This window comes from Nocardiopsis rhodophaea (assembly GCF_039530945.1).
GTDB classification, from domain to species: Bacteria; Actinomycetota; Actinomycetes; order Streptosporangiales; family Streptosporangiaceae; genus Nocardiopsis_C; species Nocardiopsis_C rhodophaea.
Genome location: NZ_BAAAPC010000007.1, coordinates 108,450 through 130,962, shown reverse-complemented (window position 1 = coordinate 130,962; position 22,513 = coordinate 108,450). Strand labels below are relative to the sequence as shown.

Genomic DNA, 22,513 nt, shown 5'->3' with positions numbered 1-22,513 from the left:
CCGTACCGCACCCATGATGCCCCCTATGGGCATATCTGGCCACAAGGATGCGTCGACCCGACTTACTCCGCCACAGCGGTCACAGCCTCACTGATCGGAGTCTCCCCGTCCACCAGTTCGAGCACCTGGCCGATGGTGCCCGGTTCGTCGAGCAGCTCGACGATGACAGCGGCGACGTTCTCCCGGCTGACCTCGGCGCGGCCCGTCTTCTCCGCCAGGCGGACCTTCCCGCTCCCCGGCTCGTCGGTCAGGCGTCCCGGGCGCAGGATGGTCCAGTCGGTCTCCAGGCTGCGCGACCGCAGGTCGTCGTCGGCCGCCCGCTTGGCTTCGACGTAGGCCGCCCACACCGGCTCGGCGCCGGGGGCGGGGCCGTCGTCGACGCCCATCGCCGAGATCATGATGTAGCGGCGCACACCGGCCAGTGACGCGGCGTCGGCCAGCAGTCGGGCCGCCGAGCGGTCGACCGTGTCCTTGCGGGCCGCCCCACTGCCCGGCCCGGCCCCGGCGGCGAAGACCACCGCGTCGGCGCCCATGACCTTCTCGGTCAGTTCGGTGACGGTCGCCGACTCCAGGTCGATCACCACGGGCTCGGCGCCCGCGGCCGCCACGTCGTCGGCGTGGTCGGGGTTGCGGATGAGGCCGACGGGGGTGTCGCCGCGCGCGGCCAGCAGCCGTTCGAGTCGCAGTGCGATCTTTCCGTGTCCTCCGGCGATAACAATACGCATGGTCGCAGGCTATGCCTTCGGCGCCGATGTGGGCGAAGGACGGTCCCAGCGTCGCGCGATCGGCGGCAGGAACGTCCACAGCAGCAGCGTCAGGGCGATCGTGAACAGGCCGAGACTCATCCCGGCGAGGATGTCGGTGCCCCAGTGCACGCCCAGCAGGGGCCGGGTCAGCGCGGTGCTCAGGGCGATGCCGACGGCCACCACCCAGGCGAACATCCGCCATCCGCCGCGCAGCAGCGGAAGCACGGCGAAGAGCAGGATGCCCATACCGGTGACGGCCATGAGCGCGTGCCCGGAGGGGAAGGACGGTCCGACGCCGACCGCCACGGGATCGGCGAACTCCGGCCGCGGGCGGTCCACGGTCACCTTGAGGATGAGCCCGAACAGGTTGGCGAGGAAGACGGTCGCCCCGGCCCAGACGGCCGTGCTGACCTGGCGGCGGATCAACAGCCACGCGGCGGCCAGCAGGGACACGATCCGCATCGCCCAGGTCCCGAACGCGTCCGTCCACACTTCCAGGCCGTGCGCGAGTCCGGGCGACGGGGTGATGGCGTCGTGCAGCGACTGCGCCAGCGACCGGTCGAAGGCGATCAGCGGTCCCCACTGGCCAGCGACCAGGGGCAGAAGCAACAGGAGGGGGACCGCCCCGACGATCATGGTCGTCGCGAGGACGCTGCGTCGGGCGGGAAGCGGCCCAGGGGCGACGGGAGTCGTATCACCTCTCCGCGGGGGCGGGGTGTGTCGGTGTTGGCGAGGGGTAGGACGAACCGAATGTGCGCTCATAGGGGCGAAAGACTAACAACGAGTTGCATCAACATGGCCTAAAAGCGACGTATTAGCTAAAATTCGGGTGAATTTCTCGTGTTCGTCCCAGGGCCGTCGGCCCGGCTGGGCCGAGGGTGGGGGAGGGGCAGCCCGCCGCCGGGGATGACACGCGTGAACACGGTGACATGCGAGGGGCCGTGCACCGGACGTCCGGTGCACGGCCCCTGCCGCTGCTGTCCTCGCTGTCGGGATGTGATCGCTGTGCACCGGGGCGCTCCCCGGCGCATCCTCGCGCTACTCGACCGTCCAGGTGTCCCCGCTGGCGAGCAGGCTGGCGAGTTCGCCCCGACCCTGCGCTGACTCGGCCTCACTCAGCTGCTCGGCCATGAGTTCGTCGTAGGTGGGACGCGCGACGTCGCGGAAAATCCCCACCGGGACGTGGTCGAAGGCCGGGTAGTCCAGCCGAGACAGCGCGAACGCGTAGCCCGGGTCGGCACGGTGCGCGTCGTGGCGGAGGATCCGCTCCTCACCCACCTCAGCGATGTCGGCCACGCCCAGGTCGCCGTACTCGCCGAGCACCACGCCCCGGTCCGACCCGACGCGCAGCGGTTCGCCGTGTTCCAGGCGCAGCAACCGGGTGTCGCGTTCGGCCGGGTCCTTCAGCGGCTCGAACGCGTCGTCATTGAAGATCGGGCAGTTCTGGTAGATCTCCACGAACGACGCGCCCTCGTGGTCGGCCGCGGCGCGCAGCACGCTGGTGAGGTGCTTGCGGTCGGAGTCGACGGTGCGCGCAACGAAGCCCGCTTCCGCGCCCAGCGCCAGCGACACCGGGTTGAACGGGGAATCCAGCGACCCCATCGGCGAGGACTTGGTGACCTTCCCCGCCTCGGAGGTCGGCGAGTACTGCCCCTTCGTCAGCCCGTAGATGCGGTTGTTGAACAGCAGCACGTTGATGTTGACGTTGCGGCGCAGCGCGTGCATGAGGTGGTTGCCGCCGATGGACAGCCCGTCGCCGTCACCCGTGATCACCCACACCGACAGGTCCGGTCGGCTCGACGCCAGGCCTGTGGCGATGGCGGGCGCCCGTCCGTGGATCGAGTGCATGCCGTAGGTGCTCAGGTAGTAGGGGAACCGCGACGAACAGCCGATCCCGGAGATGATGACGATGTTCTCCCGGGGCACGCCGAGCTCGGGCAGGAACCCCTGGAACGCCGCCAGGATCGCGTAGTCACCGCAGCCCGGGCACCAGCGGACCTCCTGGTCGGACTTGAAGTCCTTCATCTTGTACGACGCGTCGCCGCGCGGGACGAGCTTCAGGCCCTTGGGGGTCCATCCGCCCTGCTCCGACGCCGCGTTGGAAGCCTTGTCACTCGGCACGGTCAATGACCTCCTGAACCACGCCCGCCAACTCTTCGGCCTTGAAGGGAAGACCGCGGACCTTCGTGTAGCCAATGACGTCGACCAGGAACTTCCCGCGCAGCAGAAGCGCGAGCTGGCCGAGGTTGATCTCGGGGACGAGAACACGGTCGTAGCCGTGCAGCACCTCACCGAGGTTCGCCGGGAAGGGGTTGAGATACCGCAGGTGCGCCTGGGCGACCTTGCCCCCCGCACGCCGCACCCGCCGAACGGCGGCCCCGATCGAGCCGTAGGTACCGCCCCACCCGAGCACGAGCACGCGCGCGTCGCCCGTGGGGTCGTCGACCTCCAAGGGGTCGATGTCCCGCGCGATCCCGTCGACCTTGGCCTGGCGCGAGCGCACCATCAGGTCGTGGTTGCTCGGGCTGTAGGAGATGTCGCCGCTGCCGGAGCTCTTCTCGATGCCGCCGATACGGTGCTCCAGCCCCGCGGTGCCGGGCACCGCCCACGGCCGCGCCAGCGTTTCCGGGTCGCGCTGGTAGGCCAGGAACTCCCCGTCGGGGCCGTTGGGCTCTGTGGTGAAGTCCACCGACAGGTCGGGCAGGCTGCCGACATCGGGGATGCGCCAGGGCTCCGAACCGTTGGCGAGGTAGCCGTCGGAGAGCACGATGACCGGGGTCCGGTACGCGGTGGCGATCCGCGTGGCCTCGATCGCGATGTCGAAGCAGTCCGAGGGGGAGCGCGGCGCCAGCACAGGCACCGGCGACTCGCCGTTACGCCCGAACATCGCCATCAGCAGGTCGGCCTGCTCGGTCTTGGTGGGCATGCCGGTGCTGGGGCCGGCGCGCTGCACGTCGATAACGATCAGCGGAAGCTCGGTCATCACGGCGAGGCCCAGGGTCTCGGCCTTCAGCACCATGCCCGGCCCGGACGTCGTCGTCACGCCGAGGGAGCCGCCGAACGACGCCCCCAGCGCCGCGCCCACACCCGCGATCTCGTCCTCCGCCTGGAAGGTGCGGATGCCGAACCGCTTGTGCTTCGACAGCTCGTGGAGGATGTCGGAGGCGGGCGTGATCGGGTAGGAGCCCAGGAACAGCGGCAGTCCGGACAGCTGCGAGCCGGCGATCAGGCCGTAGGAGACGGCCACGTTGCCGGTGATGTTCCGGTAGGTCCCCGGGGCGAGCCGGGCCGGCTTGATCTCGTAGGAGACAGCGAAGTCCTCGGTGGTCTCCCCGAAGTTCCAGCCCGCCTGGAACGCGGCCAGGTTGGCCGCCAGGATCTCCGGCTTCTTGGCGAACTTCGACTTCAAAAAGCCGAGGGTGCCCTCCGTCGGCCGGTTGTACATCCACGACAGGAGACCCAGCGCGAACATGTTCTTCGCGCGCTGGGCGTCCTTCTTGGAGATGTCGAAGCTCTCCAGCGCCTTGACCGTCATCGAGGTCAAGGGGACCGGGCTGACCTTGAATCCCGCGAGTGTGCCGTCCTCCAGCGGATTGCTGTCGTAGCCGACCTTGGCCAGGTTCCGCTTGGTGAATTCGTCGGTGTTGACGATGACGATGGCGCTGTCGGGCAGGTCGCCGATGTTGGCCTTGAGTGCCGCCGGGTTCATCGCCACCAGGACGTTGGGGGCGTCGCCCGGGGTCATGATGTCGTGGTCGGCGAAGTGCAGCTGGAAGCTGGACACGCCGGGAAGGGTCCCCGCGGGAGCGCGAATCTCCGCCGGGAAATTCGGCAGGGTGGAGAGGTCGTTGCCGAACGACGCGGTTTCCTGGGTAAAGCGGTCACCGGTCAGCTGCATCCCATCGCCGGAGTCGCCTGCGAAGCGGATGATGACACGGTCGAGTTGTTGGACCTGTTTGGTCACTGAGATCGCCGACCTCCTTGGGGAGCCGCCGCTCAGGGGGTGGCGGCTCACTGCTTGCCTCAGTTCTCGCCCCGGGGCGGGGGACCGGTCGCCTGGGTGGGCGGAACGCGTTGGATTTCACGGCCGCGATCGCGTTACCAGCGCCGTTGGGAAGTGGGAGCGGGATGCGCGCGCGGCGGCGGTCCGTGGCTCCGCGCCATTCTCGGGACTCGGCGCGGGGCTGGCCGCACAGGGTTAGGGGCGACACATCACCCCGGGGATGCGGACGGTGTCCAGGAGCGGACGGCCGACGAGCGGCGCCCCCGGCTGGGCGATCAACGTGATGAGAGCCACTCCTGCACTATAGGTCGTCCTTCTCGGGCGGGTGGGGGGTGGTGGGGTAGATCACACCCCGAGATGTTCTGGGCCGCCAGGTGCGCGGTAGGGGTGGAGCGCGGGCCTCGGATGGTTCGCGGCACCTCCCCCACTGGTCCGCGGCCCGGGGCGGTCGGGTGGGGAAAGGGCCGGGGTCATGCGGGGCGCGCGGACTCTGGTGGTGTTCGACGGGCTCCGCTTTCTCCTACTGGCCCGGTTCTTCCCTCTATCGCCCTCGTGCGGTGTCTTTCGGTCTCCTTTCACCCATCCGGCCGTGACGTTCATCCCGCTACGACGGGAACGTGTGGCCACGACTTGCGCGTTCGAATGGGTGGACGGGCCTGGAGAGGGGTCAGAGAGTGAAGGAGGGCGCAGTCGTCGTGTACCGCAACACGATTCGCGCGGCGTGCCTTCTCGTCGGGCTTTCGATCCTGGTCGTCATCGGCGGCTGGGCGTTCGCGGGAGCGCAGGGGCTGCAGCTCGGAATCGTCGTGGTGATCGTGATGAACGGCCTGGTGCTGTTCTTCGGCGACTCCATGGCCCTGCGCGCCATGCGGGCGCGCCCCATCAGCGAGATCGAGCGGCCGGAGCTTTACCGGGTCGTGCGGGAGCTGGCCACCGAGGCGCGCCAGCCGATGCCGCGGCTCTATCTCTCACCGACACCGGCGCCGAACGCCTTCGCTACGGGGCGCGGCCCCCGGCGGGCGGTCATCTGCTGCACCACCGGGCTGCTCCGCCTGCTCACTGAGCGGGAGCTGCGCGGGGTCATCGCGCACGAGCTTGCCCATGTGCGCAATCGCGACACGCTGCTCTGCTCGGTCGCCGCGACGCTTGCCGCGATCATCACGTCGATGACCGCCCTGGCCTTGCTGCTGCCCCTGGGCGACTCCGAGGACGAGGATGTGCCGAGCCTGCTCAGCGGGCTGCTCTTCCTGGTCCTCGGCCCGGTCGCCGCTCTGGTGATCCGGGCCGCCGTCACCCGCGGTCGGGAGTACCGTGCCGACGACGCCGCGGCGCGCCTCACCGGAGACCCGCTCGGCCTCGCCAGCGCGCTCCGCAAAATCGAGGTGGGCGCCCGGACCCACCCGCTCCCCACGGAAGGGCGGCTGCTCGCCTCCGCCCACCTGATGATCACCCACCCGTTCCCGCCGCGGGGGATGAGCCGGATCTTCGCCGTGCACCCCCCCACGCGCGAGCGCATCCGCCGCCTACGGTCCATGGCCGCGGACGGCGGCTGGGGGCTCGACTGATCCCGGAACCCGCGCGAACACGGGGGCGAGTCGGAGAGGAGACGAGGGAGGGAAACACGAGCGGCCCGCTCGACCGACAGGGGCGAGCAGGCCGCGGGCCACCCAACTACCGGTAGTTCACAAACTGGAGGGCGAGGTCGAGGTCCTTCTCCTTGAGCAGGTTGATGACCGTCTGCAGGTCGTCCTTCTTCTTGGAACTGACCCGCAGCTCGTCCCCCTGGATCTGGGCCTTGATGCCCTTGGGGCCCTCATCACGGATGATCTTGGAGATCCTCTTGCCGTCCTCGGTGGAGATGCCCTCCTTGAGAGCGACCGGGAGGCGGTACTCCTTGCCGGAGATCTTCGGCTCGTCGGCGGGGTCGAGGACCTTGAGCGAGACGTTCCGCTTGATCAGCTTCTCCTTGAACACCTCGAAGGCGGCCTTGACGCGCTCCTCGGAGTTGGCGCGGATCTCCACACCCTGCTCTCCCGACCAGGTGATGGTGGCACCGGTCCCCTTGAAATCAAAGCGCTGGGAGAGTTCCTTGCCGGTCTGGTTCAGCGCGTTGTCGACCTCCTGGCGGTCGAGCTTGGATACGACGTCGAAACTGGACTCAGCGGCCACGTGTGTTCACACCTTTGACAGACGGTTGGCAGACGGCCTTCGGGCTCACCCCGCGGGGCACCCGACGGGTGTTGTCGACGCAGCCGGTCCGCGACGGCCATGTCGTCCGGCTGCGGCAGAGACAGAGCTTAGCCGCGCGGCGGCCCGAGCGCCCTGACAGCGTGCCGAACGCTGCCCCAAACACCCGCGAGGCTTCCGATTTCGTGTCCGCGCCACATGTCCGCTATCCTCATTCATGCGTCGCGACAGCACGTCGCCGCATCCCAGGCAGGTTGCCCGAGTGGCCAAAGGGAGCGGTCTGTAAAACCGCCGGCTCAGCCTACGTAGGTTCGAACCCTACACCTGCCACCAACGGAGAACGCCCTCTGACCAGCATGTGCGCGGTCAGGGGGCGTTTTCGTGTTGTCCGGCTGTGCTCAGCCGTGTCCGGCGACGAGAGGCCGGGCTCGCCTTCCTGGAGCAGGCCCGCCGCGACGGCGTCAGAGCAAGGTGTGCTCGTATCGGCCCGCCTGCAATGTGACGTCCGCAATCAGGGAAGGGGGCCACGTCTGGATAGCCGCCTGAACCACGCACCGACCGCCGCCTCCGCCAGGGTTTCCACGGGGGCAGCGCTGGGGGGGAGCCCTCCTTGCCGCCGTGGCCACGGCGGCACTGACCGTCTGGGCGTGGAACGCTCCGCTGCCCGAGCCCATAACCCATCGAGTCTTCCTCATCGTCTGGGCGCTGGGAGGCCTCCTCCTTGCCGCTGAAGCGTTCACGCGAGGAACCTCTCGCCTGAGCGCGCCACTCCCGTGGGGTTTGCGCGTGCTCTACCTCGGCATACTGGTCGGGACTGGACTGGGCACCTTCCCCTGGAGTGATGCGTCCACGGTCTTCTGGTACCAGCTGTGGTGGGGAGGCCCCATCGCCACTGCGCTCGCACTCATTCTGTTCGGGGGCTCGGAGCGGTCAGCCTCGTCGCGCTGACGATGCCTCGGCCCTCAACCGCAGAATGGTGCTCCCCCACGCACGGCTCAGACGGTCTCCGTGACGACGAGTTCGACGGGCCAGCGGCCAGCGGAGGAGCCATCCCGAGCAAAGATCGGATGGCCACCGCGAAGAGGGGACCTGAGATCACCGCTCGCGTCGAACACGCGTCGAAGTTGCGACACAGGCCGCGTCGCCGCACTCCATCGCAGGTTGCGCAGAGGTCTGTAATACCGCCGGCTCAGCCTAGGTAGGTTCGAACCCTCCACCTGCCATCCGAGGAGAACGCTCCTTGATCAGCGTGCGAGCTGATCAAGGAGCGTTTTCGTGTAGTGAGGAGCTTCATCTCGCCGGGGCGGACGCGACGCGCCGTCCGCGGGGATGTCCGCAGGTGTGCTGGCAGTCGGGCTCAGCTGGCTGCTCCCTCCTCTTTGTTGTTTCCGCCGATGGCGACACGCGGTCGCGGGGTGCTGTCCGTCGCGTGCGGCCCCTGCGGGGACGGGGACGCACCCGCGCGGTGACACGCCGGTGTTCGTCGCGGGTGCGGGCCATCTGGTGCGGGGCTCGGCTGTGGCGCAGGCGGTGTTTCGTACCGGAGGGGCGCGGGCGTGTGTCGAGACAGCTCTGTGCGACACGCCGTTTCCCTGCGGGGATCTGATTGGTGAAGCTAGGCCGGAAAGGTGAGAATCCCGCGTCAGAGCGCGTCCGCCAAGTCCGAATCCGCCTTGATTAAAGCTGTTTTATCGAGTGCGGTAAATGAATATCTAAAAGATTAGTCAATGGATCACGGTGTGATTCATTGCTTTCTTCCCCAATCGCATCCGAACCGGATGAAATGGACATTTGGATTTCCCCGTTTTGGCGTTGACAAAACTCTTGGCTTCGGATGATGATTGCCGACGTCCACCGCATCAAGGAGCGCCTGTATGGGTGCTCAAATTCTCAGTAGCCTCGCTTAATTTAAATCGGGGGATCCAACATGAAAAAGCTCGTCTCTGCGGGCTTCGCCGCTAGCGCGCTAATCGGCGCGCTGTTCATGGCGACGCCCGCCTATGGGGATGCGGCCAACAACAACCTGCAGGTACTGCCGGTTCAGGTGTGCAACGCCAACGTCGGTGTCCTCGGCCTGGCCCTGCCGATCGCTTCGCCGCAGACCACTGGTCACTGCACCAACGGTCCGATCAGCAAGAACGCCGAAGTGCACCACTACAAGAAGCACCACGGCCACCACCACTACGGCTACCACCACTAACCGGAAAGGAAACCCCATGCTTCGCAAGCTGGGAATCGTCGGCATGGTCGCCGGCGCTGCGATGGGCGCAGTCCTGTCCGCCGCTCCCGCGCACGCGGACGGCGCGCAGGCCAACAACAACCTCCAATTGATTCCGCTCCAGTTCTGCAACGCCAACGTGGGCGTCCTGGGTGCCGCGGTGCCGATCTTCTCGCCGCAGACGACCAAGCACTGCACCAACGGCCCGATCAACACGAGCGTCGACCACCACGTCCACGGCCACCACGGCCACCACCACGGTCACCACCACGGCTACCACCACTAGGAGAACAGGATGCTTCGCAAACTCGGTATCGCCGGACTGGCCGCCAGCGCCGCCATGAGCGCGGTCCTGTCCGCCGCTCCCGCGCACGCGGACGGCGCGCAGGCCAACAACAACCTGCAGCTGATCCCTGTGCAGCTCTGCAACGCCAACGTCGGTGCGGTCATCGGCTTCGCCATCCCGATCGCGTCGCCGCAGACGACCAAGCACTGCACCAACGGCCCGATCAACACCAACGCCGACGTGCACCACCACAAGAAGCACCACGGCCACCACCACCACGGCTACCACTACTGATCAGGTAAGGAACGCCATATATGCTGCGCAAGTTCGTTGCGGGCGCTCTCATGGCCGGTGTCACGATGAGCACCCTCATGATGGCGACGCCCGCTCAGGCTGACGACTACACCGCGAACAACAACCTGCAGCTGGTTCCGATCCAGCTCTGCAACCCGAACGTCGGTGTGCTCGGTGCCGCGATCCCGCTGTTCTCGCCGCAGAAGACGAAGAACTGCACCAACGGCCCGATCAACACCAACGCCGAAATGCACCACCACAAGAAGCACCACGGCCACCACCATCACCACCACGGCCACCACTACTAAAGGGGTGGCGGGTGCTACGGCGGCCGTGACCCAGTCGCCGTAGGAAAAGGCCGAGGTTCGGCACAATAGGGGGGATTCCCCGCGCCTTCCCACACCAGGGGGCCGGGGGATCCCCCCGCTTTTGCGATCACCTTCGTACGACGACCGCTGAGCCGTGCCCGAAAAGACCCTGATTCACCGCGAGTCCGATGCGTGCGGATTCCACCTGGCGCGCCCCGGACCGCCCCTGCAATTGCCGCGTGATTTCGCATACCTGGGCGATCGCCTGTGCGGGGACCGCCTCACCGAAGCTCGCGAGTCCGCCACTGGGATTCACCGGGACGCGCCCGCCGATCTCCGTTGCGCCGTCGTGGAGCAGACCCTCGGCCCTTCCGGCCGGGCACAGTCCGATGTCCTCGTACCAGTCCAGTTCCAGGGCGGTCGACAGGTCATAGACCTCGGCCAGATCGAGGTCCTCCGGCCCCACCCCGGCCTGCTCGTAGGCGGCCCGTGCGATGGAGGCGCGAAATGGCGTCTCGGGCGGGTCGAGAGCGAGGCAGGAATCGGTGGCGAAGTTCGGTATTTCCAGAAGGGGATTGGGAAAGCGCGGCGTGACCGTGGCGACGGCGCTGAGGCGCACCGGCCGCCGCTCGCGCCGCCGCGCGTCGTCCAGTCCGGTCAGGACGAGAGCGGCCGCGCCGTCGCTGGTCGCGCAGATGTCCAGGAGCCGCAGCGGGTCGGCCACGACCGGGGACGCGAGCACCTCCTCCTCGGTGACCTTCGCCCGGTAGCGCGCGTTCGGGTTGGCCGACCCATGGTGCGCGTTCTTCACCTTCACCCGGGCGAAATCGGTCGGCGTGGAGCCGTACAGCGCCATACGGCGCCGGGCCGCCAGCGCGAAGTAGGCGGGGTTGGTCGCGCCCAGCAGCCGGAAGCGGAGCCAGTCGGGGTCGTCCGGGCGGTCCCCGGACACGGGCGCGAAGAAGCCCTTGGGTGCCGCGTCCGAGCCGACCACCAGGGCGGCGTCGCACAGCCCGGCCAAGATCTGTGCGCGGGCGACGGCGATGGCCTGAGCCCCGCTCGCGCACGCCGCGTAGCAGCTGGCGATCTGCGCGCCGCTCCAACCGAGTGCCTGGGCGAACGTGGCCCCGGCGACGAACCCGGGGTAACCGTTGCGGATCGTGCAGGCACCAGCGATGAATCCGACCTCGGTGTGCTTGACCTCGGCGTCGGCGAGCGCTGCTCGCGCGGCGGCGACACCGTACTCGACGAAACCGCGCCCCCATTTGCCCCAGGGGTGGATGCCGGTGCCCGCAACGGCGACATCGGCGCCGGTCACCGGCCCTGCTCCGAAACAGAGTGGGGCGTGCGGTGGTGGACTCCCTCGTCCCCGCCCTCTCCTGGGCCGCGAACCGGACGCCACTTCCAGATGAGGTACTCGCGGTTGGCATCCGCGTACAGGACGCCCGCGTCCAGCTCGGCCTCCTGGCCGATCTCCAGGTCGTCGACGGTCACGCCGGCCACCGTCTGCCCCAGGACGACGATGCGCTCGGCCGCTAGTTCCACCGCGGCCAGCGTGAAGGGTTCGTAGGGGTCGGTCTGTGCGATGTAGGGCGCAGGCGGCGGGTAGCGGCTGTCGGTGTAGGACCAGATCCGGCCGCGCCGGGAGAGTGGGATGTCCGCGAAATCCTCGCCGGAGCAGGACGAATTTCGGCAGAACCCCTGTTCCGGCGGAAAGTGCACGGTGCCGCACCCCGCGCAGCGCGTCCCCAGGAGTCGGGGCCCGTCGATGTCGAGCGCGAACCATCCCTCGGCGGCTGAGACCCGTGGCATGCTCATGCCCCCCTTATAGCAGCCAAGCGCTTGTTTGGTAATGGGGGTCGCGGATCGGAGCTGGGGCTGCGCCCGCATGAGACGGGCGACGACAGCCGCGACCCAGCCGGGCCACCTGGAAGTGAGATCGCTCGTAGAAAGGGGATGACAGCGGTGCGTAGCTAACGCCGTGGTGAGAGGGGACGACATGGACGTGACACGTCTGGCCGCTGTAGGAGCGCTGTGCACCCTGACAGCGCTCGCCGGATGCGGGGACCGAAACGGCGGCTCCGGCGGGGGCCCGGGCGGTTCCCCCTCTCCGACCGGTGAGGAGAGCAGCCCGCACGGCGAGATCTACGTCTTCAACACTTACGGCAACGAGCAAGGCTTCCGCGACCAGCGCCCGGAGGTCCTGGTCGCCTCGGAGTTCACCACCTTTTCCGACCTCACCTGGTCCAGCTGGGGCGGGACGCCCGCCGTCGGTGCAGGCACGGTCTCGGGGACCTGGTGCCTCCCGGGCTGCCTGGACGACCCCTTCCCGGTGACCGTCGAGCTCGACACCCCTAAGGAGTTCGGCGGCGACGACTACTACACCACCTACGCGGTGACGGACGGCTCCGACCTTCCCCCGGACATGCGGGAGCGGATGGAGGGGGCCGACGAGGGCCGACTGATGGTTCCGCCGACCGACTAGGGCCCACGGATCCTCCCGCGTACCGGCCGAACCGCCTTACCGCCTACCGGCCCACAGGCCGCCCGGTCCGCTGCCGGACCCACGGGCCGTCCCCGCCCGGAGCACCCCTCGATCGCCCTCACGGCGATGGGTCTCCTCAAGAAATACAGACGATGGTTTCTTCGCAGGTCAAGGCTTATTTTCGGGTCTCGTGGCGGATGCCGGAGCCCCAGTTTTGGGCGCGACGGTGGCCCAGGGTCTTTAGTCTGCTGAGTTGTGGGTGACTCAGCGAACCAGGCGACGACGGCGGCCGCCGACGGCGGCGCCGCGCGGGGCAGCGAGCGCGCGGGCGAGACGGGTGTGCCTGTTCCCAGGCACGGCCGCGCCGCGCTGCTCCGCCTTGCCTCCTGGTTCGAAGCCGCCGAGACCGACACCGCGCACGAGCTCTTCACCGCCGCGTTCGCCCTCCACTCGGCCCGCCACCTCGGCGGTGCCGGGGAGGAGGCCGTCGCCGCCACCACGAGCTGGTGGGACGCGCCCATCGCCCGCACCGCCGCGCTCCGCCTCACCAGCGCCCTGCCCGCCGCCCCCATTCCTGACCACACCGACCAGCAGGCGCGCCTGCGCGACGCCGCCGAGTCCTCCGCGCACTGGCGGCGGACCGCCGCGCAAGAGCTTCGACGCGTGCTGGCCGAGCCCACGGGCGACGACGCCCGGCCGCACCTGTCCAGCCTCGCGCTGGAGGTGCTCATGGAACTCCTCACCGCCGCCCTGAGCGCCGGTGATGCGACTTTCTCCCCCGTCTCCGCCGGAGATCTCGAACTCGGAATCCGGCTGCACGTCCAAAGCGCACCAGCGGCGCGCATCACCCTGCGCGGGGCCGACGGCGACCTCGCACTCGACGGCCTGAGGATGCAGATCACCGCGTACTCGGTCGACGCGGGGGCCGACGCTGACACTGACGAGAGCGATGGCACCGACGACACCGCCGTGTCCGGAACAACGACGGATCACTGCGGGCTGGCGGGGCTGGATCCCGGAATCCGGCTGGTCCGCCAGGCGTGAATCGGGGCCGGGCGACACAGTCGGCGCACTGCCCTGGCCTCCCCCGACAAGGACGAGACGACCGGTGCTCCCAGGGCCCGGTAAGCACACAACCAGGCGCAGGAGGTGACGGACACCAGTGGAGTCCAGCGAGGACATCGCGCTCATCGGAGAGCGCCAGGCGGCCGCACGGCGGCTCCTCACGGCCCCGATCGTCACCGCCCGCACCCATCCCGAGGACTTCGCGGTAATCCGCGCCCACTCCGACTGGCTGATCCAGCGGTTCCACCGAATCCTGGACTACCAGCTGACGGTCGCGGCGGACCACGCGCGCCTCGCCAAGACCGGCCTCGTCCGACCCGTCGTCCGTCCGCTGACACGGGCCAGCGGCGCCCACTTCTCCCCCCGTGCCTACACCTACCTCGCCCTCGCCCTGGCCGCCCTAGTGGAGGCGCCGCCCAAGCTTCCGGTGTCGCGGCTGGCCGCCGATGTGCGCGCCGCGGCCACGGAGGCCGGGCTCGGCCTGGACCCTCGCGACCGGATGGCCGAGCGCCGCACCTTCGCCGCCGCACTGCGCCACCTGGCCGAGTGGGGCGTGGTCGCCGAACGCGAGGGGGCACTCGCGGAGTACGCCCGGGACGGGGCACGGGAGGTGTGGCTGGAAGTCGACCTGGAGTTGGCCCGCCGCGTGGTCGCGCACCCGCCGCACTCCGCCCCCGACCCCTCCGCCTATGTGGAGGGGATGGAGGCGACCGACCCGTCGAGTGACGAGGCCGGTGAGGTCGCGCTGCGTCGCATGCTCGCCGAGACGGCCGTCGTCTACCGCGCAGATCTGTCCGAGCGGCAGCGCGAGCGCCTCGCACACCACCAGTGGCGGGCCGTCGCCCAGCTCGGTGAGCTGCTCGGCTGCGACGCCGAGATTCGCGCGGAGGGCATCGCACTGGTCATGCCCGACGAGACCGAGGAAGATCGTGGCGCCGTGTTTCCCAGCGGTGACCCGGTCGGCCAGGCGGCGCTGATTCTGCTGGAGCGCCTGATCGCGCGACTGCGCCCGGAACACACACCCGTGCACGCTGTCCCGGTCCCCCCCGACATCCTGCGCGCCGAGCTCGCCGCCGTCGTCGCTCCCGACGCCGAACCCCGCCGATGCTGGGCCCGCACCGCCCTCCCCCACATACCCGACCAGGACGATCTCACCGCGCGGGTGCTCCGGCTGCTTCGCGGCGCCGGTCTGATGAGCAACCCCGCCCCGAGCGCGGTCGGCTACGACGGCTGGAGCCTCCTCGCGGCCGCCGCTCGGTATGGAGGAAGACGGGGGCGGGGGCCGCAGCGCGCGGACCAGACACCAGCGCGGGATGAGGCGAAGGAAGAAGGCGAAGCAACCGAATCGGTACGGGGGGCGGGAGCGTGAAGCGGCGAGTGATGCCGTCTGCGCCGATGGCGTCCGGCCGCCGGTGCGGATCCGGGACAATGTCAGGACCGTCGACGGGCCGGTTCCCCGGCGCGCAGCCAATGCAGGGCACGGAGCGGAGGACGGTCGGTGGGCGTGAGCGCTGACGGTAGCCCCTCCCGTGAACGCGATCGAGCGCGCGGAGGCGTCGATGCCGCCTGCCGGAGGCCGGGACGCTTCGGCGGTGGAGTGCGTGAGGGGCGTGAGCGGGTGGGGGGCGCTGTGAACGCGATCGAGCGCGCGGAGGCGTCGATGCCGCCTGCCGGAGGCCGGGACGCTTCGGCGGTGGAGTGCGTGAGGAGCGTGAGCGGGTGGGGGGCGCTGTGAACGCGATCGAGCGCGCGGAGGCGTCGATGCCGCCTGCCGGAGGCCGGGACGCTTCGGGGGAGAACGCCGGGAGCATGATCGAGGGAGCGGAGACGTCGATGTCCGACCTGGATGACCCGATCGCCTCGGTGATGCGGCGGGTGCGCAGCATGGGGCCGGCCCAGGCCGACGACGACCTCACCGTTCCCTCGGCTCCGCACTCGTCTGACGAAGCCGATGCGGCCGAGGACACCGGAGTCGACCCGCTGGGATCGCCCGACGCCGATCCGGACGAGTCCGAAGGCTCGGCCACCCCGTCGTCGAACGGCCACGATCCCGCCCTGGCCGGGACCGCGGTGGAGGAGCGCGCCGACGTCGGGGACACCGCCGCATCTGACACCGAGGCCACTGCCGCGCCGGACGGGCCAGCGGGCGCGTCCGCGGACCGTCCCTCGCCGAAGGACGGAGGACCGGACCGCGCCCGCCGGTATCGGCTCAACCGCGCCGGCATCTGCAACGTGTGGCAGTACGACGACCACACCTTCGACTTCGCGGACGGCCGCCTCCTGCTGCGCGGGCGCAACGGCACCGGCAAGTCCAAGGCCCTGGAGATGCTGCTGCCGTTCCTCCTCGACGGCGACGCCCGCCGCCTCGACACGACCGGCACCAGCCGCACCAGCCTGCGCTGGCTCATGCTGGACGGCCGCACCACAGCCGAGGGCCACGACGGCGGTGACGGCGCGGGCCGCGGCGACGAGGACGGCGACACCGCCCCCACCACGTCCCTCCTCGGCTACCTGTGGGTGGAGTTCGCCTGCGACAGCGACACCGACGCGTCCGCCTACCTGACGCTCGGCGCCGCCATCACCGCGTCCGCCGACACCGGTGCCCGCAGCGTCTTCTTCGTCACCGACCGCCGCGTCGGCACGGACCTCAGCCTCGTCGTCGACGACCGCCCGGTGCCCATCGACCGGCTCCGGGCCGAGGTCGGCCAGGACAACTGCTACGACACTGCGGTCACCTACCGCGCCCGGGTCATGCGCGACCTGTTCGGCATGGACGACCCCGTCCGCTACCGCAACCTCATCCACCTCCTGTACCGGCTGCGGCGCCCCACCATTGGTGAGCGGCTGGAGGCCGGTGAACTCGTGTCGGTCCTGGCCGAGGCGCTGCCCCCCATGGACGAGACCGTCCTGGACGAGGTCGCGCGCAACATCGCCGACCTGGAGGAGGCACGCGACCGGCTAACCTCCCTCGGCACCGCCCGCGAGCAGGTCTCCGCCTTCCTCGCCGACTACCGGAGCTACCTTCGCGGGACCCTGCGCACCGAGGCGCACACCGTTCGCGAGCAGATCGTCGAGTACCAGCGCCGCGACGCCGAAGTCGCCCGCCTCACCGACGAACTCGATGAGCTCGTCGCCGCCGAGAGCGCGGTCCAAGAGGAGCGCGACCGCCTCCGCCGCACGCGCGACACCGCCGCCTCCGACGCCGACACCCTCACCTCCGGTGCCATGGCCGAAGCCGGGGTCAGCGTCCAGGAGCACGAGGCGCGCCAGGCCGCCGTCGGCGCCTACATCCGCGCGGCCGAGGCCGCCTGGACGGCCGCGGGCTACGCCCTGATGTCGGAGGAGCGCGCCAAGGAGCGGTTGGCCGGCGACATCGCCTCGATCGAACGCGCCCTGTCCGGCCTGCAGCGCCTGCATTCCGAGATGGAGGAGACCGCCCGCGCCGGGGGCATTGATCCCGGAACGCTCGGGCAGGTGCCGGAGCCGGTGCCGACCATCCTCGCCCCCCGCGAGAGCGTCACCCACGTGGACCTGGAAGGCCTGGAGCAGGCCGTCGAGCGCGATCCGGTGGCCGGTATCGACCTCGTCGAGCTGCGTGGCAGGCTCGCCGAGCTGCACGACATGCTCGGCTACGCCGATGGTGCGGCCGCGGCGCGCGCCGAGACCGCCGCCGCGTTGCGCGATCGCGCCATCGAACGGGCGGCGGCCGAGCGTCGCGAGGCCGCGCTCGAAAGCGAGGCCGAGGCCGCCGAATCCGCCCTCGAACGCGCCGCCGAACGGGAGCGGTCGGCCATCGACGCACTCCGCACCGCCAGCGCCGACTACGCCGGCCGGGTCCGCGCGTGGACCACCCGGCTGCGCGAGGTCGCCCCCGACGCCGACCTGAACGAGGCCATCGCCGCGCTCGAAGAACACGTCGAGCTGCCGCTCGACGACGCGCGCCGCGTCCTCGACGCCGACGTCCCCGCGAACGTCGCCCGCGCCGCGCACGAGATGGTCGACCCCCTCCTTCGCGACCTCCGCACCCGCCGCGACACCGCCGTCGGTGAGGAGCGCGAGCTCGCCGCGGAACTCGACGAACTCGCTGACCGAAAGGACAAGGGGGAAGAGCACATCCCCGCGGCCCGACCGCAGTGGGCGACGGCTCCCCGCAGGTCCAACGTCGGCATCCCCTTCTACCTGGCCGTCGACTTCACCCCCGAACTCACGACCTCGGAGCGCGCCGGGCTGGAGGCCGCCCTCGAAGCGAGCGGCCTGCTGTCGGGGTGGATCACCGCGGACGGCGCGGTCGTCGACCCGGGCACCCGCGACCTGGTGCTGACCCCTTCGCGCCAGGCCAACGGCCGCACCCTCCTCGACGCGCTGACCCCCGCCGACATGGGCGACTCCGGTGTCGCGCCCAGGACCGTCGAGGCGCTGCTGTGCTCCATCGGGCTGCTGCCCGCGCCCGGGGAGGAGGTCGTCGACCCCCAGCCCCGGCACCGGCGGGACAGCGCCTCCCCACCGGCGAGCGCGGTCTCCCTCGACGGGCGGTGGCGGCTCGGCGTCACTTCCGGCGCCCACTTCAAGTCGGCCCCCGAGTACATAGGCGCGGACGTCCGCGCCGAGACCTACGAGCGCCACGTCGCCAACATCGACCGGCGCATCGACATCGCCGAGGCGCTGCTGGCCGAGGCGGGCGAGCGGCGCAGCGACATCGAGCAAAAGCACGCCGCTCTCGTGGCGACCGTCCGGGACCTGCCGGACGCCGGCGGTCTCGCCGCGGCGTGGGCGGCGCTGGACAACGCCCGCTCCTGGCTCGCCGACGCCAAGCGGGACCACACCACCGCGACCGACGCCGCCGAGACCGCCCGGCGCGATGCCCTGGCGCTGCGCTCGGAGATGGCCGAACCGGCGTCCGAGCACGCCCTGCCGACCGCGCCCGAGCAGCTCACCGGCGTCCTCACCGTGCTCGACCGGCTGCGCGTGCAGGTCGCCGCCGCCTACCGCGACCTGGAGGCGCTCGCCGTCCAGCTGGAGGAGTACCAGCGGCACACCGCCGACTGGGAGCGCACACGTTCCGACCGCATCATCGCGGAGGACGCGCGCACCGCCGCCATCGGCGACATGATCACTGTGCGCCGCCAGATCGAGCTGACCGACCGCGCCCGCGTGGCCGCACCCGAACAGATCGAGACGGCGGTGGGCGAGGTCCGCGGGCGCATGGAGGAGGCCGAGAAGCACCTCCCCGAAGTGGAGCGCGCGGCCCAGCAGGCACGCGACGATCGCGTGGCCGCCGAGACCCGTCTCGACACCGCCGTGTTCGAACGCGCCGGGCAGGCCCGGCGCGCCTGCGCGGCGGGCGCCGGGCTGCACCGCATGATCGAGGATGCCGACGGACGGCCCGACACCACCCTGCTGGTGGCGGCCGGCCTCGCCGACGTCGCTCCCCTCGCCGGGCGGAGCCAGACCGAGAGCCCGGACGACGCTGAGGACAGCGCGGATCCGGCCGCCGAGGAGGCCACCGACGACGCCGGGGCCGAGGACGCGGAGGATCCCGACGCCCTGGCCGAGCGCGTGCGGGAGCTGGACGCCCTCGTGGCCGCCATCGAGGCCGGTCTCGGCGAGGGCGCCGACGACCCGCCGATCGACGACAGCGGCATCCTGCGGCGCCGTGAGGAGCTGCACCGGCTTCTCGCCTCCAGCGGGGCTGTGGGCGCGCGTACCGAGCTGACCGAACCGGCGGGGCTCAAGCGCGTCACGGTGCACGACGACGGCGGCTCCTACGACATCACCGACTACGCCGACCGCTTGGACCGGGCCATCGCCCAGGCCGAAGAGGCGGTGCTGATCCGTGAGGAGGAGGCGTTCGAGCGGCATCTGCTCGGTGAGCTCGCCGGACACCTCTCCCAGCAGATCGATGCCGCCCGGGCGCTCATCTCCTCGATGAACGAGGTGCTGGGCGACGTCACCACGTCCCAGGGCCTGGGCGTGCGGCTGGAGTGGGACCTCGCCCCCGACGCCGACGAGGACATCCAGGCCGTCGTGCCGCTGCTGGCCCGACCCGCCGCGCAGCGCACGCGGGTGGAGAGCACCCGGCTGCGCGACGCTCTGCGCCGCTGTATCGAGGCGATCCGCCGACTGGACCCCACGGCGACCGGTGGCGCGCAGCTCAGGGCGGCACTGGACTACCGCTCCTGGTTCGCGTTCACCGTGTATGTGACCAACGCCGCCCACCCCGAGCACGAACGCCGGCTCAGCCACCGCACCGCCCTGAGCCAGGGCGAGCAGCGCGTCATCGCCTACCTGGTGCTGTTCGCCGCTGCCGCGGCGCAGTTCGACGCGCTGGCCGAGCACGCCCCGACCGCGCCGCGGCTCATCCTGCTCGACGACGCGTTCGCCAAGGTCGACGAACCCACCCACGGGCGCCTCCTCGGTCTGCTCGTCGAGCTCGACCTGGACTTCGTGCTCACCTCGGAACGGGTGTGGGGCTGCTTCCCGAACGTGCCGAGCCTGCACATCTACGAGTGCCTGCGCGATCCCTCCGTGCCGGGCATCGCCACCCTGCACTTCAGCTGGGACGGTCGGCGCAGGCGTCTCATCGGGGTGTGACCCCTCCCACCCGATGAGGGTGGCGGGAGGAAAGCTCGGCCCCGAGGGTGGCGTCGCCAGGTGTGCGCATCCGGCTATTGCTTTCATCCCGTGAAGTCCTAACCTGCAAAGGAACAGTAAAGCGATGGGGCGGGTGGGGTGATCGGCGGTGGCGACAATCCCTGCGACGTTCTCCGATGAGGACGCTGGTCAGGACGACGGCGGCGAGTCGGCTCTGGAGGTTCTGGAGCGCCTGGCCGAGTCCTCTCTGGGTGCCACGGCGCGGCAGTGGGTGGCTGCCGCCCTGCACGGGGACGACGCTGTGGCGGCCCTTGCCCGAGGCGAGACGGTCGATGGGCTCGCGGACGAGGTGCGGACCCCGCCGCCCCGGCCGCAGCTGCGCCGGAGCTATCTGGGACGGATCGAAGTCCAGGGGTTCCGCGGTATCGGCCGCCCGGCCCAGCTGGAATTCCCGCCCGGCCCCGGCCTGACCGTCATCGTCGGTCGCAACGGATCGGGGAAGTCCAGCTTCGCCGAGGCCGCCCAGGCGGCGCTGACCGGGCGGAACCCCCGCTGGGACGCCATGCCCACGGCCTGGCGCGACGGCTGGCGCAACCTGCACTTCGACGACAGCACCGAGGTCAGCGTCGAGCTGCACATGGACGGCGATCCCGGCCCTACCCGCGTCACCCGCCACTGGACCGGCGACAGCGTCCGCTCCGCCCGGGGCGAGGTGGTGACGCACTCCGGTATGACCGCCCCGTTGCGCAGCCTCGGCCTGGACCCGGAGCTCGCCCGGTACCGGCCGTTCCTCTCCTACGACGAGCTCGGCCGTACCGTCACCGGACGCGCCGTGGAGCTGTACGACACCATCACGACGCTCCTCGGCCTCACCGAGCTCGCCGAGGCCGAGCGCCGCCTCGCCAAGGCCTGCGACCGCCTGGCCAAGGTGCAGGATCGCCCCAGCCGCGACCTGCCGTACCTGATCTCCCGGCTCAAGAGCGGCAGGGACCCCCGCGCCACGCGCGCTGTGGAGTTGCTCACGCCTGCGTCCGCGTCCATCGACCTCGACCGGCTCGCGTCCATCGCTGCCGACGACGGTCCGGCCGACCCCGGCCAGCAGCTCGTCCTGCGACGGCTGCGCCGGATGTCGGTACCGGAGCGGTCCCTGATGAGCGACGTCGTCAACGAGCTGCGCGGAGCGGCGATGGAACTGGCCATGGCGGCCGGCACCAAGGGCGACCGCGCGCGCGGCGTCGTGACGCTGCTCAGCCAGGCTCTGGAGCACCACCAGCGCCACCCCCAAGAGTCCGGCTGCCCGACGTGCCACGCCGAGGGCGTCCTCGGCCCGGAGTGGGCCCGGCAGGCCCGAGCGGAGATCGCGAAGCTGGAACCCATCGCGGCGAGCGCCGCGGCCGCCTACGAGCGCGCCGAGGAGGCGCGTGACAAGGCCCGGTTCCTGCTGGCGCCGATGCCCTCCTGGCTGCCCGCCGACAGCGAGCTCGGGCAGGTCTGGGCGCAGTGGGAGGCGGGCACGAAGATCACCGACCTGGGTGAGCTGGCCGACCACATCGAGACCGTGGGGCGCCGCTTCCGCGCCGCGGCCACCAGCGCCCGGCGGGCCGCCGGTGAACGCTTGGACGACCCCACCGACGGCTGGGCCGACCTGGCCGAGCAGCTCTCCGCTTGGATCGACGACGCTCGCGCGGCCTCCCGTGCGCACGAGACGCTGATCCCCGCCGAGCAGGCGCTGCACTGGCTCACCGGCCTGGCTGGCGAGATCCGGGCCGAACGCCTGCGCCCGCTCGCGGCCCAGGCCGAACACGTCTGGCAGCGGCTGCGTCAGGAGCGCCACATCGACCTGGAGCGGCTGCGCCTGGTTGGCCGTGGAATGCAGCGGCGGATGGCCGTGGAGGTCGCCGTGGACGGCGTGGAGAACGACGGCAACGCGCCCGGGTTGCTGAGCCAGGGCGAGTTCCAGGCGCTGGCGCTGTCGGTGTGCCTGCCGCGGACCCTGATCCCGGGCAACCCGTTCGGCTTCCTGGTACTGGATGATCCGGTGCAGGCCATGGACACCGAGACCGTGGAGGGGCTGTCCGCGGTGCTCGCGGAAGTCGGCCGCCACCGCCAAATCATCGTGTTCACGCACGACACCCGGCTGCCCGACGCCCTGATCCGGCTGGGCCTGCCCGCCACGATCCGCACGATCCACCGCGACGCGACGTCCAACGTTTGGGTCGACGCCCCAGGTCAGTACGGTGGGTGAGGGCCGGTGGCGGGGGTCCTCGGCGTTCGATTTGGCAGAGCACCCCGAAACCCCTGTATAGTCATCACCAACGCGAAGGGCGGAA

The 22,513-nt window shown here is 70.4% G+C and carries 17 protein-coding genes and 1 tRNA gene; 11 read left to right on the top strand and 7 right to left on the bottom strand.

Going from position 1 to position 22,513, the window contains the following annotated elements; genetic code table 11:
- Positions 1 to 62: 62 nt before the first annotated feature.
- From ABD259_RS09855 to ABD259_RS09840, 4 genes are all read right to left on the bottom strand, one after another.
- Complete coding sequence (locus ABD259_RS09855; RefSeq protein WP_344161596.1) at positions 63 to 725, bottom strand: SDR family oxidoreductase; 663 nt, start codon at positions 723 to 725, stop codon at positions 63 to 65.
- 9 nt (positions 726 to 734) lie between these two features.
- Positions 735 to 1,382 carry a phosphatase PAP2 family protein gene (locus tag ABD259_RS09850; RefSeq protein WP_344100509.1) on the bottom strand — a complete coding sequence of 216 codons (648 nt, stop codon included), beginning with the start codon at positions 1,380 to 1,382 and terminating at the stop codon, positions 735 to 737.
- A 402-nt stretch (positions 1,383 to 1,784) separates the two neighbouring features.
- On the bottom strand, positions 1,785 to 2,771 hold the full coding sequence (locus tag ABD259_RS09845; protein WP_344161794.1) for a 2-oxoacid:ferredoxin oxidoreductase subunit beta: 987 nt from the start codon (positions 2,769 to 2,771) through the stop codon (positions 1,785 to 1,787).
- An 85-nt stretch (positions 2,772 to 2,856) separates the two neighbouring features.
- The gene (locus tag ABD259_RS09840; RefSeq protein WP_344161592.1) at positions 2,857 to 4,710 is read right to left on the bottom strand and encodes a 2-oxoacid:acceptor oxidoreductase subunit alpha; all 1,854 of its coding nucleotides are present in this window, start codon (positions 4,708 to 4,710) and stop codon (positions 2,857 to 2,859) included.
- 734 nt (positions 4,711 to 5,444) lie between these two features.
- On the opposite strand from ABD259_RS09840, the gene ABD259_RS09835 reads away from it, so the two are divergent.
- Positions 5,445 to 6,314: a M48 family metalloprotease gene (locus ABD259_RS09835; protein WP_344100820.1), complete on the top strand. Its 870-nt coding sequence runs from the start codon at positions 5,445 to 5,447 to the stop codon at positions 6,312 to 6,314.
- Positions 6,315 to 6,420: 106 nt separating this feature from the next.
- Here ABD259_RS09835 and ABD259_RS09830 read toward each other — a convergent pair whose 3' ends face one another.
- Entirely contained in the window at positions 6,421 to 6,918 is a 498-nt protein-coding gene (locus tag ABD259_RS09830) for a YajQ family cyclic di-GMP-binding protein (RefSeq protein ID WP_344100505.1), read from the bottom strand.
- A 266-nt stretch (positions 6,919 to 7,184) separates the two neighbouring features.
- On the opposite strand from ABD259_RS09830, the gene ABD259_RS09825 reads away from it, so the two are divergent.
- The 5 genes from ABD259_RS09825 (at position 7,185) to ABD259_RS09805 (ending at position 10,042) form a co-directional block, all read left to right on the top strand.
- Positions 7,185 to 7,269, top strand: a tRNA-Tyr gene (locus ABD259_RS09825).
- Positions 7,270 to 8,863: 1,594 nt separating this feature from the next.
- A complete protein-coding gene (locus tag ABD259_RS09820) occupies positions 8,864 to 9,136 on the top strand; it encodes a hypothetical protein (RefSeq protein ID WP_412759348.1) in 273 nt (90 codons plus the stop codon).
- 16 nt (positions 9,137 to 9,152) lie between these two features.
- Positions 9,153 to 9,440 carry a hypothetical protein gene (locus tag ABD259_RS09815; RefSeq protein ID WP_344100477.1) on the top strand — a complete coding sequence of 96 codons (288 nt, stop codon included), beginning with the start codon at positions 9,153 to 9,155 and terminating at the stop codon, positions 9,438 to 9,440.
- Between the two features lie 9 nt (positions 9,441 to 9,449).
- A complete protein-coding gene (locus ABD259_RS09810) occupies positions 9,450 to 9,734 on the top strand; it encodes a hypothetical protein (RefSeq protein WP_344100475.1) in 285 nt (94 codons plus the stop codon).
- Between the two features lie 20 nt (positions 9,735 to 9,754).
- A complete protein-coding gene (locus ABD259_RS09805; RefSeq protein ID WP_344100473.1) occupies positions 9,755 to 10,042 on the top strand; it encodes a hypothetical protein in 288 nt (95 codons plus the stop codon).
- A 127-nt stretch (positions 10,043 to 10,169) separates the two neighbouring features.
- Here ABD259_RS09805 and ABD259_RS09800 read toward each other — a convergent pair whose 3' ends face one another.
- Complete coding sequence (locus ABD259_RS09800) at positions 10,170 to 11,360, bottom strand: lipid-transfer protein (RefSeq protein ID WP_344100471.1); 1,191 nt, start codon at positions 11,358 to 11,360, stop codon at positions 10,170 to 10,172.
- Positions 11,357 to 11,860: a Zn-ribbon domain-containing OB-fold protein gene (locus ABD259_RS09795; RefSeq protein WP_344161589.1), complete on the bottom strand. Its 504-nt coding sequence runs from the start codon at positions 11,858 to 11,860 to the stop codon at positions 11,357 to 11,359. Before ABD259_RS09795 ends, ABD259_RS09800 begins: the two co-directional genes overlap by 4 nt.
- 181 nt (positions 11,861 to 12,041) lie before the next feature.
- On the opposite strand from ABD259_RS09795, the gene ABD259_RS09790 reads away from it, so the two are divergent.
- From ABD259_RS09790 to ABD259_RS09770, 5 genes are all read left to right on the top strand, one after another.
- The gene (locus ABD259_RS09790) at positions 12,042 to 12,527 is read left to right on the top strand and encodes a hypothetical protein (RefSeq protein WP_344161586.1); all 486 of its coding nucleotides are present in this window, start codon (positions 12,042 to 12,044) and stop codon (positions 12,525 to 12,527) included.
- A 255-nt stretch (positions 12,528 to 12,782) separates the two neighbouring features.
- Complete coding sequence (locus ABD259_RS09785; protein ID WP_344161583.1) at positions 12,783 to 13,571, top strand: DUF2397 family protein; 789 nt, start codon at positions 12,783 to 12,785, stop codon at positions 13,569 to 13,571.
- A 118-nt stretch (positions 13,572 to 13,689) separates the two neighbouring features.
- Entirely contained in the window at positions 13,690 to 14,961 is a 1,272-nt protein-coding gene (locus ABD259_RS09780; protein ID WP_344100463.1) for a TIGR02678 family protein, read from the top strand.
- Between the two features lie 392 nt (positions 14,962 to 15,353).
- Positions 15,354 to 20,183 (top strand): TIGR02680 family protein, encoded by a 4,830-nt coding sequence (locus tag ABD259_RS09775; protein ID WP_344161791.1) that lies wholly within the window; start codon positions 15,354 to 15,356, stop codon positions 20,181 to 20,183.
- A gap of 148 nt (positions 20,184 to 20,331) precedes the next feature.
- Complete coding sequence (locus ABD259_RS09770) at positions 20,332 to 22,428, top strand: AAA family ATPase (protein ID WP_344100461.1); 2,097 nt, start codon at positions 20,332 to 20,334, stop codon at positions 22,426 to 22,428.
- The last annotated feature ends 85 nt before the right edge of the window (positions 22,429 to 22,513 follow it).